Source organism: Enterobacter sp. 22452 (genome assembly GCF_052045065.1).
GTDB classification, from domain to species: Bacteria; Pseudomonadota; Gammaproteobacteria; order Enterobacterales; family Enterobacteriaceae; genus Enterobacter; species Enterobacter mori.
Genome location: NZ_JBQEOB010000004.1, coordinates 106882 through 122462, shown reverse-complemented (window position 1 = coordinate 122462; position 15581 = coordinate 106882). Strand labels below are relative to the sequence as shown.

The 15581-nt window shown below is 58.8% G+C and carries 15 protein-coding genes; 9 read left to right on the top strand and 6 right to left on the bottom strand.

What is annotated here, in order from left to right:
- The first annotated feature begins 21 nt into the window (after nt 1-21).
- Complete coding sequence (locus ACTJJA_RS13190) at nt 22-768, top strand: GntR family transcriptional regulator (RefSeq protein WP_010433675.1); 747 nt, start codon at nt 22-24, stop codon at nt 766-768.
- Here the strand turns inward: ACTJJA_RS13190 and ACTJJA_RS13185 are convergent.
- The 3 genes from ACTJJA_RS13185 to ACTJJA_RS13175 are packed head-to-tail and all read right to left on the bottom strand — an operon-like array spanning nt 742 to nt 3970.
- Nucleotides 742-1695, bottom strand: a complete 954-nt coding sequence (locus ACTJJA_RS13185; protein WP_440668404.1) for a PfkB family carbohydrate kinase — start codon at nt 1693-1695, stop codon at nt 742-744. The two genes, ACTJJA_RS13190 and ACTJJA_RS13185, sit on opposite strands and share 27 nt — an antisense overlap.
- Nucleotides 1692-2696 carry an ADP-ribosylglycohydrolase family protein gene (locus ACTJJA_RS13180; RefSeq protein WP_421510743.1) on the bottom strand — a complete coding sequence of 335 codons (1005 nt, stop codon included), beginning with the start codon at nt 2694-2696 and terminating at the stop codon, nt 1692-1694. Before ACTJJA_RS13180 ends, ACTJJA_RS13185 begins: the two co-directional genes overlap by 4 nt.
- The gene (locus tag ACTJJA_RS13175) at nt 2693-3970 is read right to left on the bottom strand and encodes a nucleoside permease (RefSeq protein WP_089599315.1); all 1278 of its coding nucleotides are present in this window, start codon (nt 3968-3970) and stop codon (nt 2693-2695) included. Before ACTJJA_RS13175 ends, ACTJJA_RS13180 begins: the two co-directional genes overlap by 4 nt.
- A 250-nt stretch (nt 3971-4220) precedes the next feature.
- Between ACTJJA_RS13175 and fbaB the strand changes: the two genes are divergently transcribed.
- The 7 genes from fbaB (at nt 4221) to ACTJJA_RS13140 (ending at nt 11945) form a co-directional block, all read left to right on the top strand.
- The gene (gene fbaB, locus ACTJJA_RS13170) at nt 4221-5273 is read left to right on the top strand and encodes a class I fructose-bisphosphate aldolase (protein ID WP_010433688.1); all 1053 of its coding nucleotides are present in this window, start codon (nt 4221-4223) and stop codon (nt 5271-5273) included.
- A 316-nt stretch (nt 5274-5589) separates the two neighbouring features.
- A complete protein-coding gene (locus tag ACTJJA_RS13165; RefSeq protein WP_440668401.1) occupies nt 5590-6744 on the top strand; it encodes a mandelate racemase family protein in 1155 nt (384 codons plus the stop codon).
- Between the two features lie 33 nt (nt 6745-6777).
- On the top strand, nt 6778-8394 hold the full coding sequence (locus ACTJJA_RS13160) for an ABC transporter substrate-binding protein (protein WP_440668399.1): 1617 nt from the start codon (nt 6778-6780) through the stop codon (nt 8392-8394).
- The gene (locus ACTJJA_RS13155; protein WP_237844376.1) at nt 8391-9428 is read left to right on the top strand and encodes an ABC transporter permease; all 1038 of its coding nucleotides are present in this window, start codon (nt 8391-8393) and stop codon (nt 9426-9428) included. The genes ACTJJA_RS13160 and ACTJJA_RS13155 overlap by 4 nt, the downstream gene beginning before the upstream one ends.
- Complete coding sequence (locus tag ACTJJA_RS13150; protein WP_420985453.1) at nt 9425-10330, top strand: ABC transporter permease; 906 nt, start codon at nt 9425-9427, stop codon at nt 10328-10330. Before ACTJJA_RS13155 ends, ACTJJA_RS13150 begins: the two co-directional genes overlap by 4 nt.
- Nucleotides 10302-11162, top strand: coding sequence for an ABC transporter ATP-binding protein (locus ACTJJA_RS13145; RefSeq protein ID WP_214597953.1), 861 nt, complete (start codon nt 10302-10304; stop codon nt 11160-11162). The genes ACTJJA_RS13150 and ACTJJA_RS13145 overlap by 29 nt, the downstream gene beginning before the upstream one ends.
- A gap of 9 nt (nt 11163-11171) precedes the next feature.
- Nucleotides 11172-11945 (top strand): ABC transporter ATP-binding protein, encoded by a 774-nt coding sequence (locus ACTJJA_RS13140; RefSeq protein ID WP_440668396.1) that lies wholly within the window; start codon nt 11172-11174, stop codon nt 11943-11945.
- A 35-nt stretch (nt 11946-11980) separates the two neighbouring features.
- On the opposite strand, the gene yegS is transcribed toward ACTJJA_RS13140, so the two are convergent.
- Nucleotides 11981-12880 (bottom strand): lipid kinase YegS, encoded by a 900-nt coding sequence (yegS, locus tag ACTJJA_RS13135; RefSeq protein ID WP_440668394.1) that lies wholly within the window; start codon nt 12878-12880, stop codon nt 11981-11983.
- Between the two features lie 141 nt (nt 12881-13021).
- On the opposite strand from yegS, the gene ACTJJA_RS13130 reads away from it, so the two are divergent.
- Nucleotides 13022-13522 carry a DUF523 domain-containing protein gene (locus tag ACTJJA_RS13130; RefSeq protein ID WP_440668392.1) on the top strand — a complete coding sequence of 167 codons (501 nt, stop codon included), beginning with the start codon at nt 13022-13024 and terminating at the stop codon, nt 13520-13522.
- 162 nt (nt 13523-13684) lie between these two features.
- Here the strand turns inward: ACTJJA_RS13130 and trhP are convergent, their stop codons facing one another.
- Nucleotides 13685-15046, bottom strand: coding sequence for a prephenate-dependent tRNA uridine(34) hydroxylase TrhP (gene trhP / locus ACTJJA_RS13125; protein ID WP_440668390.1), 1362 nt, complete (start codon nt 15044-15046; stop codon nt 13685-13687).
- 154 nt (nt 15047-15200) lie between these two features.
- Nucleotides 15201-15533: a YegP family protein gene (locus ACTJJA_RS13120; protein WP_440668388.1), complete on the bottom strand. Its 333-nt coding sequence runs from the start codon at nt 15531-15533 to the stop codon at nt 15201-15203.
- Nucleotides 15534-15581: the final 48 nt, after the last annotated feature.

The following is a 15581-nucleotide window of genomic DNA, read 5'->3' as shown; positions in this document are numbered from 1 at the left end:
ACCACGCCTGAGAAAACAGAGATGGAACAAGCGCATACACGGTTAATCGCTCAACTGAATGAACGGATCGCCGCGCCGGACAACACGCCGCTGTACCTGAAATTTGCCGAAACGGTAAAAAATGCGGTGCGAAGCGGCATGCTGGAGCACGGGAATATTTTGCCCGGCGAGCGCGATCTGAGCCAGTTAACCGGCGTGTCGCGCATTACCGTGCGTAAAGCGATGCAGGCGCTGGAGGAAGAGGGCGTGGTCACGCGCTCCCGTGGCTATGGCACGCAAATCAATAACATCTTCGAGTATTCGCTGAAAGAGGCGCGCGGGTTCTCTCAACAGGTGGTCCTGCGCGGTCAAAAACCCAATACGCTGTGGGTCAACAAGCGGGTGGTGAAGTGTCCCGAAGAGGTGGCGAACCATCTTTCAATTCCCCCCGAGAGCGAGGTTTTCCTGCTCAAGCGTATTCGCTACGTTGACGATGACGCCGTCTCGATTGAGGAGTCCTGGGTGCCGACGGGATTTATCCACGACCCCGATGCGATTGGCGTCTCGCTGTACGATTACTTCCGCAGCCAGAATATTTTCCCGCAGCGCACCCGTTCGCGCGTGAGCGCCCGTATGCCGGACAGCGAATTTCAGGCGCACATTAAGATGGACGAAAAAATACCGGTGCTGGTGATCAAGCAGGTTGCGCTTGACCAACAGCACCGGCCGATTGAGTACAGCATCAGCTACTGCCGCAGCGATCTATACGTCTTTGTGTGCGAGGAGTAATTCGTCGCGAGTCGGTGCGCAATCGCCGCCGCGATGGCTGACCACCCAGGACGCCACGGCATTCCCCAGCAGAACGGCCTCTGCCAGCGACCATCCCGCCGCCAGCCCGGCAAGCGTGCCGCCCGCGTGGCTGTCGCCTGCGCCAATGGTATCCACAACCGTAGCCGGAAATGCCGAAACGACGCCCGAGACGTCACCGTCATACCACGCGGCACCGTCTTTATCATGGCGCACAATCAGCGCGGCACCGAAACGCTGCTGCCACTGCGTGCCGAGGGTTTCCACTTCAACACCCAGTCTTTCTGCGGCAAGCTCCGCCTCCTGGCGATTGAGCGACACAATTGGTCTGCAGGCCATAATCCGCGCCATCAGGGCGTCGGGGATATCCGCGATGCGGGGACCGAAATCGATAAATGCCGTCACGTCCTGCAACCCCTCCAGCCAGCGCGTCAGCAGCTCACCGCACGGCGAGGCCAGCTGATAGCCGGATAAATAGACCAGGCTGTATTGCGGAACGTGAAGCGCATCCAGCCAGCGCTGCTGCCACTGGTTCTCCACGCCGCTAAAGGACATAAAGGTGCGCTCGCCGTCTGGCTCCACCAGCGCCAGACACCAGCCGTTATCGCCCGTATCGGCTTCCACCGCGCTGTGCAGATCCTGCTTCGCCATGGCGTTGCGAATAATATCCGCCCACACACCGTGGCCGACGGGCAGGGCATTTTGCGCCGCAATGCCGAGCCGTTTCAGGGCGATGGCGATATTGAGCGCGCAGCCACCGATATTGACGCCCTGCTGTTTAAGCTCGATATCGCACCCGCGCCAGGGCAGGGCGTAAGCGTCGGCGATGACGTCTATCACCGCCGCGCCAAGCACCGTCACCGGGCGCGTGGCGTGCAAGGTTTCAAGGCGCTGAGCCAAAGAAGTCATATGCCCTCCCGTTGCTCCCGATAGTGCAGGAGTTTTTCGCAGTAGTGACCAAAATCGAGCTGGTTAACGGCGTCGAGTTCGGCCTTCAGCGTCGGGTCAATGGCCTGCACGCCGTGCAATGCGCCGCAGATTGCTGTGGCCATTGCGCCAATGGTGTCGGTATCGCCGCCCAGGTTGGCGCATAAAATGGCGCAGCGGTTTGGGTCGGTTCCCGCCAGTTCGACCATCGCAATGGCCGCCGGAACGGATTCGAGGGTGCTGGTTCCGGCACCCACGAGCTGATACACCTGCTCGCTGGCGGACTCAATCCCGTTGGCTTCTCGTACGGTTTTCAGCGCGAGTTCAATACGTGCCGCGAGTGACGCGCTGAAGGTGGTGGTTTTCGCCTCCTGCGCAAAGCGGGCGATCCCCGGCAGGGCATCAACGATGTTCTGCCAGCTTTCGCCGTCGACGGCGCGGGAAATCGACCAGGCAATCACCACCGCACCGGCAATGGCGAGATCGGATTTATGGGTCGGGCTGGAGGCCAGCGCCACCTGCTCAACAAAATGCTCCAGACGCGTGGCCGGGAGCAGGCAGCCCAGCGGAGAGGCGCGCATCGCCGCCCCGTTGGTCACGCCGTTGTTTTCCAGTTCGCTCACCGGCTTGCCGTCGCGAATGGCGTTGAGGGCAATTTTCGAGGTGGGGCCGAGCACGTTCTTATTAAACGCGTCGAAATCCAGCGCCCAGCGAAGAATATGCTTGCCGATAACGTCCGCGTTAATCTGCCCGTCGCACTCGATAATCGCATCCGCCAGACAGAGCGCCATCGAGGTATCGTCGGTGAACTCGGCCTGGTTGAAATAGCAGGCCGCGTTATTCTCCGCCGGGCCGGGTAAGAAACGGTCGATCCAGCCGAAGTGCGCCTTGACGCGCTTTCTCGGCCACAGTTCCGACGGCATGCCCATCGCATCCCCTAACGCCTGCCCGTAAAGGGCACCGAGAACACGTTCTTGTTTCATTTAACTTCCCCTTGTGTCAGCGCGGTATCGCCATCAACCACCTCAATTGCGGTGATCTCTTTATCCGATTCGCGGAAAAACAGCATAAACAGCACGGCAATCACGGCAATCATGATTGCACCAAATGTCCACATTCCGGCCCAGTTGAAGGTCAGCCCATTCACCGGCTCTTTGTAAGCGAACATTTTTTCCATCATCACGCCGCCCAGGCGGTAACCCAGCAGGCTACCAAAGCCCTGACAGCACAGCGTAATCAAGCCCTGCGCCGCGGTGCGCATGTGCGCTGGCGCTTTTTTGTCCACGTAGATGTACGCGGTCACGTAATAGAAGTCGTAGCTTACGCCGTGCAACAAAATGCCGAGGAACAGCAGGGCGTAGGTGAAGTACTGTTCCGCACCGCCGTAAACAAAGAAGCCGTAGCGGATGGCAGCGGTAATAAGCCCCAGCAGCAAGACCTTCTTAATACCAAAGCGTTTGGTAAAGAACGGCAGCGCCAGCATAAAGAAGATTTCGGAGAACTGGCCCAGCGTCATCCAGCCGGTGGCGTTTTTCATGCCGACTTCGGTGAGATAGCCGTTGGCGAAAATGTAGTAGAAGGCCAGCGGCATGGCGAACAGGAACGAGCAGAAGAAGAACACCAGGAAGTTTCTGTCGCGCAGCAGGATCAGCGCGTCCAGCCCCAGCATCACCTTAAAGTCCAGCTTGCCGGTGCTCTTCGGCGGCGTATTCGGCAGGAACAGGGCAAAGACGCCGAGCAGGGCGGAGCTGGCTGCGGTCATCAGCAGCGGGATATTGGTATCGGAAATGTCGCTATAGCCCATCATCTGCGGCAGGAACCCGCACGCCAGGCCTGAGGCGATCCAGCCGATAGTGCCCATCACGCGGATGCGCGGAAAGTCTGCCTCGACGTCATCCACGTTGGCAAAGGCAATGCTGTTGGTCAGCGCGATGGTCGGCATATAGGTCAGGGAGTAGGCCAGCAGCAGTGGGAAGAAGGTGCTGAACTGGGTTTGCTGTGCGGCGAAGTACATCAGAATTGCACCGGCGAACATCAGCACCGCCAGCACTTTCTGGGCGGCGAAGAAGCGGTCCGTCAGCGAGCCGACCAGAATCGGTGAAAGGATTGCGGCAATCGCGGTACAGGCATAAGACCAGCCGATTTCCCCGGCGGTAAAACCGCTTTTGCTCAGCCACAGCCACAGCGGCACAAACCAGGCGCCCCAGATAAACCATTCAACAAACATCATGAATGACAGTTGGACTTTCGTTTTCATTTTTTAATCCTGCATGTCAGTGAGGGTACGCCTTTAACATACCACTTAATAATACCTTTTAAATACCTTTGAGGTGAATGTTTGATCAGTGTAACAAAATTGTTGTACATGAAACGAGCCAGCAGATTGTGCTTAAAAAAGTTGCAGACGGTGGAAAATCTGTTAAGTCGGTACCAGGCTTAGTCTGCCTGCAAAATGTGGGTTTGGATCACACGCTCCGACTCGACGTCGGACTTACGGGAGCATCACTATGACTGATATTGCGCAGTTGCTTGGCAAAGACGCCGACAGCCTCTTACAGCATCGTTGTATGACCATTCCAGCTGACCAGCTCTACCTGCCCGGGCACGACTACGTGGACCGCGTGATGGTGGACAACAACCGTCCGCCTGCCGTGCTGCGAAACATGCAGACGCTCTATAACACCGGGCGACTGGGCGGCACCGGGTATCTCTCCATTCTGCCGGTAGACCAGGGCGTTGAGCACTCTGCTGGTGCCTCCTTCGCGGCGAATCCGCTCTATTTCGATCCGAAGAACATTGTCGAACTGGCGATTGAGGCGGGCTGTAACTGCGTGGCATCGACCTACGGCGTGCTGGCCTCCGTCTCGCGTCGCTATGCCCACCGCATTCCGTTCCTCGTCAAACTGAACCATAACGAAACCCTGAGCTACCCAACGGAATATGACCAAACCCTGTACGCCAGCGTGGAGCAGGCGTTCAATATGGGGGCGGTGGCAGTGGGAGCGACCATTTACTTTGGCTCCGAGCAGTCTCGTCGTCAGATTGAAGAGATCTCCGCTGCATTCGAGCGCGCGCACGAGCTGGGCATGGTGACGGTGCTATGGGCTTATCTGCGAAACAACGCGTTCAAGAAAGACGGCGTGGACTACCACGTGTCCGCCGATCTGACCGGCCAGGCGAACCATCTGGCGGCGACCATCGGCGCGGATATCGTGAAGCAGAAAATGGCCGAAAATAACGGCGGCTATAAGGCGGTGAACTTCGGCTACACCGATGACCGCGTTTACAGCAAGCTGACCAGCGACAACCCGATCGACCTGGTGCGCTACCAGCTGGCGAACTGCTATATGGGCCGTGCAGGGCTGATTAACTCAGGCGGCGCGGCAGGCGGTGATACTGACCTGTCAGACGCGGTGCGTACGGCGGTGATCAACAAACGCGCGGGCGGCATGGGGCTGATCCTTGGCCGTAAGGCGTTTAAGAAAACCATGGCCGACGGCGTGAAGCTGATTAATGCGGTTCAGGACGTCTATCTGGACAGTAAAGTGACGATTGCTTAAGCATTTCCCCTCACCCTAACCCTCTCCCCACAGGGGAGAGGGGACCGCACGGTGCGATCTTTTCCCCCTCGCCCCTTTGGGGAGAGGGTCGGGGTGAGGGGCAATAAATACCGCATTTTATTTCTCCCGATCCACCTCACACTTCCCCTTCCTTTTGTGAAAACTATCACTCCTTCCCGTGCATATGCACAAAAAAAGGTCAGTGCTTAGCGGAATCTGTCTAAGGCAGCGGACGAATTTTGCGCTTAAAGTTAGTTTCGAAACAGCTTTTCAAAATTCGAATCGCGCTGAACCTCTGTCGTCTTAAGGACTGATAATGAAAATTGAATCTGTAAACGTCACCGTCTTCCAGTACCCGACGCGTCGGGTTTCCGACGCTGCCGGGCATTCGCATCCGGGGCCTGAGAGCATGGCTAAAATGGCGATGCTTTCTATTACGGCAGACGATGGCACCAAAGGGTATTCCTTCGCGCCGCCGGAGGTGGTGCGCCCCTTTGTGGTCAACACCTTCTTTCGCAAGGTGCTGGTCGGCCAGGACGCGTTCAACCGTGAGCGCATCTGGCAGGATCTGGCGCACTGGCAGCGCGGTAGCGCGCATCAGCTGACCGAGCGCGCGCTGGGCTTCGTTGAACAGGCGCTTTGGGATCTGATTGGCCGCAAGCTCAACATGCCGGTCTGGAAACTGCTGGGCGGCTATCGCGACAAGGTCCCGGCCTACGGCAGCACCATGTGCGGTGACGATCTGCCGGGTGGCTTATCCACGCCGGAAGAGTACGCCAGCTTTGCCGAGACGCTGGTGTCGCGCGGGTACAAGGCCATCAAGCTGCATACCTGGATGCCGCCGGTCTCCTTTGCCCCCAACCCGAAGATGGACGTCAAAGCCTGCGCCGCCGTGCGTGAAGCGGTTGGCCCGGATATCGATCTCATGATCGACGGCTACCACTGGTACAGCCGCACCGAGGCGCTGTACATCGGCAAGGAGCTGGAAAAACTCAACTTCGCCTGGTTCGAAGAGCCGATGGAGGAGGAGAGCATGGCTTCCTACGCCTGGCTGGCGGAAAACCTGTCGATCCCGATTATCGGCCCGGAAAGCCTGGGCGGAAAACACCACAGCCGCGCGGACTGGATCAAAGCCGAGGCGTGCGACATCCTGCGCGCGGGCGCCAACGGCGTGGGCGGCATCTCTCCAACGCTGAAGGTGGCGAACCTGGCGGAAGCCTTCGGGATGGACTGCGAAGTACACGGCAACGGCGCGGCGAGTCTGGCGGTGATTGGTGCCATCAAAAACTGCCGTTGGTACGAGCGCGGCCTGCTGCACCCGTTCCTCGACTACGACAAACCGGCGGCGTACCTCAACAGCCTGGTCGACCCGATGGACGAGCACGGCATGGTCAGCCTGCCGACCCGCCCGGGACTGGGCGAAGACATTAATTTTGCATATATCGAAGCCAATACCGTCAGCCACGACTGACAGATAAAAACGTACCCTACAGGCGATATATACATGAAACGATCTCCTTTAGCCGGGGCGTGCTTGCTCGCGCTCTCGCTGATGATGGGGAGCGGTGCGGCAGTCGCAAAAACGCCGCCCGACCAGCTCATCATCGGCATGAATATGAACAACCTCCTGACCCTCGACCCGGCGGCAATGACCGGTAACGAAGTGGTTGGCATTGTGGTCAATCTCTATGATTCGCTGGTGGAGCTGGATCCGAACGAACTCACCAACGTCAGGCCCGCGCTGGCAAAGTCATGGGATATTTCGCCGGACCGTCAAACTCTGACCTTCCATCTGCGCGATGACGTGAAGTTTCACTCCGGCAACCCGCTCACGGCGGAGGACGTGGTCTGGTCGATGCGCCGCCTGCTGCACCTCAACCTTGCGCAGGCGTCGGTGTGGAAATCCTACGGATTTTCAAAGAAAAACATCGATAGCCACATCAGCGCACCCGATGCGAACACGGTGCAGATTGTCCTGCCAAAGGCCAACGACCCGCAGCTGGTGATTTACTCCCTTGGCGCGCTCGGCAACCTCGGCGTGCTCGACAGCAAAACGGTGCAGCAGCACGCGGTCAACAACGACTGGGGCAACCGCTGGCTGACCACCAACGAAGCCGGTTCCGGCCCGTTTATGCTGGAGACCTGGCAGGCGAAGGACGTGCTGCGCATGCAGCGTAACCCGCACTACTGGCGCGACGCGCCGAAGATGAGCCGCGTGGTGCTGCGCCATTTCCAGGAGTCGCAAACCCTGCGCCTGATGATTGAAAAGGGTGACCTCGACATTGCCAACAATATGGCGGTGGCGGACATCAACGCCCTGCGTAAAGACCCCCAGCTCACCGTGGAAGCCGTGCAAAAAGGCACGGTCTACTACGTGGCGATGAGCATGAAGGAGGCCCATTTCGCTAACCCGAAGGTGCGCGAAGCGGTGCGCTACCTGATTGACTATCAGGGCATCAATAAAGCGCTCATGCCGGGCTACGGTGTGCTGCACCAGCGCCCCATCAAGGCGGGTATGCCATCAACGCTGCCGGACCCGGGGTATAAGCTCGATATCCCTCGTGCCAAAAAGCTGCTGGCAGAGGCGGGTTATCCGGACGGATTTGATACGACCCTGAGGGTGCTGGCGGATCAGCCGTTCCTGAACATTGCCATTGCGGTGCAGTCAACGCTGATGCAGGCGGGGATTAACGCCAAAATCATCACCGGAACCGGGAACCAAATTTACGGCGCAATGCGCGAGCGCAGGTTCGACATGCTGGTCGGGCGCGGGGGCAGCGGGGTAGAGCCACATCCGCACTCCAGCCTGCGCGCGCTGGTCTATAACCCGGACAACAGTGACGACGCCCGGCTGACCAATTTTCAGGGCTGGCGCACCAGTTTTTACGATAAGCCGCTCAACGAGATGATCGACAAGGCCCTGCTGGAGCGCGATCCGAAGAAACAGGTCGCCGACTACCAGCAGATCCAGGTGCGCTACGACGCGCTGATCCCGGCGATGATCCCCCTGTCGCAGATGGTGGATTCGGTGGTGGTGCGTAACGAGGTGAAGAACTTTCAGTCGCACCCGTCGGCCACGACCTTCCTGCGCGACGTCTACAAAACCGGAGGTGAAAAATGAGCGTGGCGATCCTCGCGCCCGGCTCCCGGACCCGGCGCTTCTCAAAGCGGCTCACGCAGGTGCTGGTAACGCTGTTCGGCCTGCTGCTGTTGACCTTTTTCATTGGCCGCGTTATGCCCGTCGACCCGGTGCTGGCGATTGTTGGCCCGGATGCCGACCACAGCACCTACCAGCAGGTCTATCACCAGTTGGGGTTCGATAAATCTCTGCTGACGCAGTTCGGCATTTACCTCAGTAACCTTCTGCACGGCGATCTGGGCAACGCGCTGCTGACGGGCAAACCGGTGACCGCCGATATCCTGCGCGTTTTCCCGGCGACGCTTGAGCTGGCGACGATGGCGATAATCGTCGGCGCGGGCTTAGGCATCCCGCTTGGGGTGCTTGCGGCGGCGCGTCGCAACAGCGTTTCCGACTACGTGGTGCGCATCATCAGCCTCGCGGGTTACTCCACGCCCATTTTCTGGGTCGGGATGATGGGGCTGCTGCTGTTCTACGCCTGGCTTGGCTGGGTGGGGGGCGCGGGACGTCTGGATCTCGGACTGGAGGGTCTGGTTCCACGTCGCACCGGACTTATGACGGTGGATGCGCTGCTGGCCGGGAACGGCGCGGTGTTCTGGAACGCCGTTAACCATCTGGTTTTACCGGCCTCGCTGCTCGGCTTCCACTCGCTGGCCTACATCAGCCGCATGACCCGCAGCTTTATGCTGGCGCAGCTGTCGCAGGAGTTCATCATCACCGCGCGAGTAAAAGGCTTAACCGAACGTCAGGTGATCTGGAATCACGCGTTTCGCAATATCCTCGTACAGCTGCTGACGGTGGTGGCGCTGGCCTACGGCTCGCTGCTGGAAGGGGCGGTGCTGATTGAGACCGTCTTCTCCTGGCCGGGCTTCGGCTCGTATCTCACCGGCAGCCTGCTGCTCGGGGACATGAACGCGGTCATGGGCTGCGTGCTGCTGGTGGGGGTTATCTTCGTAATGCTCAACCTGCTCTCCGACATGCTGTATCAACTCTTTGACCCGAGGACGAAATCATGACCGTTTCTCTGGATACGCCGCTGGGGGCGGGGCCGTCCGAACGCCGCCAGCGTATCAAGCGTACGCTGGGCCGCGCCGCCGGTTTTGTCGGCAAGATGGCGCGCAACCCGCTCACCGCCATCGGCGGCGGGATTATCCTGCTGCTGCTAATTGTGGCGGCCTTTGCGCCGCTGATCGCGCCATACAATCCGCTGGTACAGGACCTTAATAACGCGCTGGTCGCCCCGAACGCGCAGCACTGGTTTGGCACCGACGAGTTTGGCCGCGACATCTTCAGCCGCCTGGTGTACGGCTCGCGCATCACGCTCTATATCGTGCTGCTGGTCTCCGTGACCGTCGGCCCGCTGGGGCTGCTGCTGGGGGTGACCGCAGGTTATTTCGGCGGCAAGGTGGATGCCGTGCTGATGCGCGTGACCGATATCTTTATCTCCTTCCCGAGCCTGGTGCTGGCGCTGGCGTTTGTGGCGGCGCTGGGGCCGGGGCTGGAGCACGTCGTCATTGCCATTACGCTTACCGCCTGGCCGCCGATAGCCCGTCTGGCGCGTGCCGAAACGCTCTCCCTGCGTCAGGCCGATTTTATCTCCGCCGTGCGTTTGCAGGGGGCGTCATCGGTGCGCGTGCTGTGGCGCCACATCGTGCCGCTGTGCCTGCCGTCGGTGATTATCCGTATCACCATGAACATGGCGGGGATCATCCTCACCGCGGCCGGGCTGGGCTTTCTCGGCCTTGGCGCACAGCCGCCGGAGCCGGAGTGGGGGGCGATGATCTCCAGCGGTCGCACCTACATGATGGAGTGCTGGTGGGTAGTGACTATTCCGGGACTGGCGATCCTGATTAACAGCCTGGCGTTCAACTTCTTAGGAGATGGCCTACGTGACATCCTCGATCCTCGCAGCGAATAACCCCTTGCTCGACGTGCGCGATCTCCACGTCGATTTCATCAACGGCGGCGCGGTGACCCATGCGGTGCGCGGCGTCTCTTTCCAGCTCGGGCGCGAGAAGCTGGCGATTGTCGGCGAATCCGGTTCCGGCAAATCCACCGTCGGGCGGGCGCTGCTGCGGCTGCACCCGGCAAAAGCGCAAATCAGCGCCGCGCGCATGCAGTTTGGCGAGGTTGATTTGCAGGCCGTCAGCGAGGCGCAGATGCGCAGCATTCGCGGCAAGCGTATCTCGATGATCATGCAGGACCCGAAATACTCGCTGAACCCGGTGGTGTGCGTGGGCGATCAGATCGCGGAAGCCTGGCTGACGCACCATCCGGGACGTAAAGCGGAAGCGAAAGCCAAAGTGCTGGAGATGCTTGACGTGGTGCGCATTCGCCAGCCGGAGCGCGTGTATCACCTCTATCCGCACGAGATTTCCGGCGGGCAGGGGCAGCGCATCATGATCGCGATGATGCTGATCACCGACCCGGAGCTGGTGATTGCCGACGAACCGACCTCGGCGCTGGACGTGTCGGTGCGTTTACAGGTGCTCGGCCTGCTCGACGATCTGGTGCAGTCCCGCGGGCTCGGGCTGATCTTTATCAGTCACGACATCAACCTGGTGCGCAGCTTCTGCGACCGGGTGCTGGTGATGTACGCCGGGCGCGTGGTGGAGTCGATTGCCGCGAAGGATCTGCACAACGCGAAGCATCCGTACACGCAGGGTTTAATCAGCGCGCTGCCGGAAATCAACCATCGCCGTCCGACGCTGCCGGTATTACAGCGTCAGGCCAGCTGGCTCACCGAGTAAGGAGCAGAGATGATCGACATAAACCACCTCAACCTGGCGTTTGGCGAGGGCGAGAAGCGCAATCAGGTGCTGGACGATGTGAATATCAGCGTGAAGGCGGGCGAGATTTATGGCCTGGTGGGGGAGTCCGGTTCGGGCAAAACCACGGTGCTGAAATGTCTGGCCGGGCTGTTTACCCACTGGGACGGTGAGCTGGCGATTGACGGCAGGCCGCTGGAAAAGCGTATCAGTCAGGAACGCTGTCGTCGGGTGCAGATGGTGTTTCAGGACCCGTACGGCTCGCTGCATCCGCGCCACACCATCGGGGATATTCTGGAGGAGCCGCTGCAGATCCACGGCATAAAAGACCGTGACAGACGTATTCATACGTTGCTGGATAAGGTCGGGCTAAACCGGGCCTTTCGCGACCGCTATCCGCACCAGCTTTCCGGCGGCCAGCGTCAGCGCGTGGCGATTGCCAGAGCGCTGATTCTGGAGCCGCAGGTGCTGCTGCTGGATGAGCCGACCTCGGCGCTGGACGTCTCCGTGCAGGCGGAGATCCTCAACCTGCTGGCGGAGCTTCAGCGTGAGTCAAATTTGACCTACCTGATGGTGACGCACGATCTGGGCGTGATTGCCCACCTGTGCCAGAAGGTGGCGGTGATGCAGTACGGCAAAATCCTCGAAAGCCTGACCGTCGACGCGCTGGTGGCAGGACAGGCCAAAACCGACTATACGCGGATGCTGGTCAATGCCAGCCAGCAGTATTCCCGCGAGATGGCGCGAGAGGTGGCGGTGTATTAGGGTTGTGCGGTTTTTAGCCGCCACCCGACAAAACCTCAGCGCAAAAGTGCGCAGTCCGGCGGCAAACGGCACTGCAGCGCACCGGGCAACACCTCAATGCGGAACCGCGTCCCGCTCAGCGGTTCCCCGTCGAGGTTAAAGGTCATCCCGTGTGGGGCATTCACTTCAAACCACGCGGATTTCCCGGCAATAATGTTTGGGCTTTCCTCTGGCTGCGTCAGCGTGGTGAACAGCGCAGGCAGCAGGCCGTCTCCGGTGAAAATGCGCAGCTGGAGCTGGCCGTCGTTAATCAACGCTTCCGGGCAAAGCTGCTGCCCGCCGCCCGCCTGACGCCCGTTGCCGATGCCAATCACCAGGGCGTCGCCCTGCCAGTGGAAGTTCTCACCGTGGATTTCACAGCTGTCGGGCTTCAGCGTGTCCATGCGCATCAGGCCATGGATCAGGTATGACACGCCGCCCAGCGCCGCCTTTAGCTTTTCCGGCGTTTCGCTGGTAATGCGCGTACCGAAGCCGCCCGTTGCCATATTGATAAAGCAGGTTTTATCATTCACCTGCGCAATGTCTACGGCGGTCGCTTTACCCAGGATTGCCAGCTGCAGCGCTTTCGCTAAGTCCTCCGGTATCCCGGCACTGGTGGCAAAATCATTAGCCGTGCCAAGCGGCAAAATCCCCATCACCGGGCGGTCTGTCGTCGACAGGTCGATAAGCGCGGAGGCGATCTCATTGATGGTGCCATCTCCGCCGCCGGATATAATGGTTTTGACGCCCAGCCGGATGCCTTCATCGATGTACCGTGCCGCGTCGCCTTTTTCAAACGTCACCCGCACGTGAATGTGCGCACCGTCTTCCCGTAATTCGGTAATGGCCTGGCGAAGCACATCGTTGCCCGCACTTTTGCCGTTGAGAATCAATAAACTGTCTGGATAGGTTGCCATCCGCGCTGCTCCCTTTTTTAGCGTTAGTTAGAGTGTATAGCAGAGAGGAAAAAAGCGGGTAAGAACAGGATGAAAGGGACAAAAAAGGCAAGAAAGCGCGTTACAATTCGGCGATGAGATGAATGTAATCACAGAAAAGCGATGATAAATAAAATTCTGGTAAGCGCATGTTTGATGGGCTTCAAAGTCCGTTATAACGGTAGTGAAAAATCCCGAATGAACGAGCAACTCGCTCGTTGGCAACAGGAAGAACGTTTGGTTATCCACTGTCCTGAGCTTGCTGCCGGATTGCCTGTACCCCGTCCACCGGCAGAGATTATCTCTGCTGACGGTAAAGACGTGATGCATGGGCAAGCCAGGATAATCGAAAATACAGGGCTGGATGTGACTGAGCAATACCAGCTTGCAGCCTGGCTCGCGCTGCGTACCGCTCTGGAATCGGGCTGTAGCGCCGCGTTGTTAACTGACGGCAGCCCAACGTGCGGCAGCCAGGTTATTTATGACGGTTCTTTTGGCGGTATACGCAAGACGGGCATGGGGGTTGCGGCATCGCTGCTCGCAGAACATGGCATCGCGGTGTTTTCAGAGGAGCAAATCGCCGAACTTATCGCCTGGATTGAAGAAAGAGAAGGCAAAAAATAAGCCCGCGTAAGGGAGATTACGCAGGCTAAGGAGGTGGTTCCTGGTACAGCTAGCATTTATGGGTTATGTTTTTCAGCGCTGGGGATAATACCCGTATTGAACGAAGCGGTATGTGATCCGTTTCTAAGAATTATCCCAGCGCGAAAAAATCCCGTTGATTGACTATTTGCTGTGCGGATTACGGGTGTTTTCACCCTCGAAATTGCGCATCAGCAGCGCAAACTCCAGCTCCACTTCTTCAGGGACCGGTAGCCAGACGACGTGACCGTCGCCCGGGGCAACCTCGATCGCTTCGCCTTTTTTGTTTTCCAGATGCTCCAGGCGGAAGTTCATATTCCCCTGCGGGGTCATGAGCTCCAGGCTGTCGCCTTTGGTGAATTTGTTTTTTACCGCTACCGCCGCCAGCGCGCCTTTGCGTTCGCCGGTGAAATCGCCGACAAACTGCTGGCGTTCAGAAATGGAGTAGCCGTGCTCGTAGTTCTGGTAGTCGTCATGCGTGTGACGACGCAGGAAGCCTTCGGTATAACCGCGATGCGCCAGGCCTTCAAGCGTTTCCAGCAGGCTGGTATCGAACGGTTTACCGGCGGCAGCATCGTCGATGGCTTTGCGGTACACCTGCGCGGTACGTGCGCAGTAGTAGTAGGACTTGGTGCGGCCTTCGATTTTCAGGGAGTGCACGCCCATCTGGGTCAGACGCTCGACGTGCGCGATGGCGCGCAGGTCTTTGGAGTTCATGATGTAGGTGCCGTGCTCGTCTTCAAAGGCGGTCATGTACTCGCCCGGACGCTTGGCTTCTTCAATCATAAACACGCTGTCGGTTGGCGCGCCGACGCCCAGCGTTGGCTCAACGTTGGTCACCGGGATCGGCTCGTGCTTGTGCACGATGTTGCCGATGTCATCCTCTTTGCCTTCCTGGACGTTATATTCCCAGCGGCAGGCGTTGGTGCAGGTGCCCTGGTTCGGGTCGCGCTTGTTGATATAGCCAGACAGCAGGCAGCGGCCGGAGTAGGCCATGCACAGCGCACCGTGGACGAAAATCTCGATTTCCATATCCGGCACCTGGGTGCGGATCTCTTCAATCTCTTCGAGGGAAAGCTCGCGAGACAGAATGACGCGGGTTAGCCCCATCTGCTTCCAGAACTTCACCGTCGCCCAGTTGACGGCGTTGGCCTGCACGGAGAGGTGAATATCCATCTCCGGGAAGTGCTCCCGAACCAGCATGATTAAACCCGGATCCGACATGATCAGCGCGTCCGGCCCCATCTCCACGACCGGCTTCAGATCGCGGATGAACGTTTTCAGCTTGGCGTTGTGCGGCGCGATGTTCACCACCACGTAGAATTTTTTGCCCAGGGCATGCGCTTCGTTGATACCGAGCTGCAGGTTCTCGTGGTTGAATTCGTTGTTGCGCACGCGCAGCGAGTAGCGCGGCTGGCCCGCGTACACCGCATCGGCACCATAGGCGAAAGCGTAACGCATATTTTGCAGCGTTCCCGCCGGGGAAAGGAGTTCCGGTTTAAACATGATTGTTCTCGTTCTGATGACAGGTCAGATCCGCGTGCACCTGGTGCAGCGGTAAGGGGAGATCCCTCACTTTAAGGGCGGGCATTGTAGCGCTGTGGGGCAGGGAGGTAAAGCGCCGGGTCGCGTCACCGCGCTCCCGGCGTGCTTCGTGCCGTCAGGTGTTGTCTTTTACCGTCTGGGTAGACCCGTTGGTTTTGACCGAGGCTATGCCCTTATCACGCGATTGTTCCGTTGCATAAAGCTGGCTGCTGCCAATCACCTGATGGTTGCTCGCCTTTAGATTGAAATGGAACTTACCGTTCGAGGCCGTTTTCTTTTCAAAGCGCTCGTCCAGTGGGCTGTTTGTGCGTACGGAAGCAATGCCGTTTTCAGCCGCACTTTTGCTGGTATAAAGCTCGCTGGTAAGAATGATCTCACCGTTGCCAGCTTTCAGCACAAACCTGAACTGACCATCGCTGCTTTTATTTAATTCGAACCAACCAGACATAGGTACTCCTTTATCGAAGGTAAAATTATCAGCACCAGTTATAAATAA

Coding starts and splice junctions, on each gene's coding strand:
- ACTJJA_RS13165 (WP_440668401.1), top strand. CDS start 5,590: ATGAAAATTGAATCTGTAAACGTCACCGTCTTCCAGTACCCGACGCGT.
- fbaB (WP_010433688.1), top strand. CDS start 4,221: ATGACTGATATTGCGCAGTTGCTTGGCAAAGACGCCGACAGCCTCTTA.
- yegS (WP_440668394.1), bottom strand. CDS start 12,880: ATGGCAACCTATCCAGACAGTTTATTGATTCTCAACGGCAAAAGTGCG.
- trhP (WP_440668390.1), bottom strand. CDS start 15,046: ATGTTTAAACCGGAACTCCTTTCCCCGGCGGGAACGCTGCAAAATATG.
- ACTJJA_RS13185 (WP_440668404.1), bottom strand. CDS start 1,695: ATGACTTCTTTGGCTCAGCGCCTTGAAACCTTGCACGCCACGCGCCCG.
- ACTJJA_RS13130 (WP_440668392.1), top strand. CDS start 13,022: ATGATAAATAAAATTCTGGTAAGCGCATGTTTGATGGGCTTCAAAGTC.
- ACTJJA_RS13155 (WP_237844376.1), top strand. CDS start 8,391: ATGAGCGTGGCGATCCTCGCGCCCGGCTCCCGGACCCGGCGCTTCTCA.
- ACTJJA_RS13140 (WP_440668396.1), top strand. CDS start 11,172: ATGATCGACATAAACCACCTCAACCTGGCGTTTGGCGAGGGCGAGAAG.
- ACTJJA_RS13190 (WP_010433675.1), top strand. CDS start 22: ATGGAACAAGCGCATACACGGTTAATCGCTCAACTGAATGAACGGATC.
- ACTJJA_RS13175 (WP_089599315.1), bottom strand. CDS start 3,970: ATGAAAACGAAAGTCCAACTGTCATTCATGATGTTTGTTGAATGGTTT.
- ACTJJA_RS13180 (WP_421510743.1), bottom strand. CDS start 2,696: ATGAAACAAGAACGTGTTCTCGGTGCCCTTTACGGGCAGGCGTTAGGG.
- ACTJJA_RS13120 (WP_440668388.1), bottom strand. CDS start 15,533: ATGTCTGGTTGGTTCGAATTAAATAAAAGCAGCGATGGTCAGTTCAGG.
- ACTJJA_RS13160 (WP_440668399.1), top strand. CDS start 6,778: ATGAAACGATCTCCTTTAGCCGGGGCGTGCTTGCTCGCGCTCTCGCTG.
- ACTJJA_RS13150 (WP_420985453.1), top strand. CDS start 9,425: ATGACCGTTTCTCTGGATACGCCGCTGGGGGCGGGGCCGTCCGAACGC.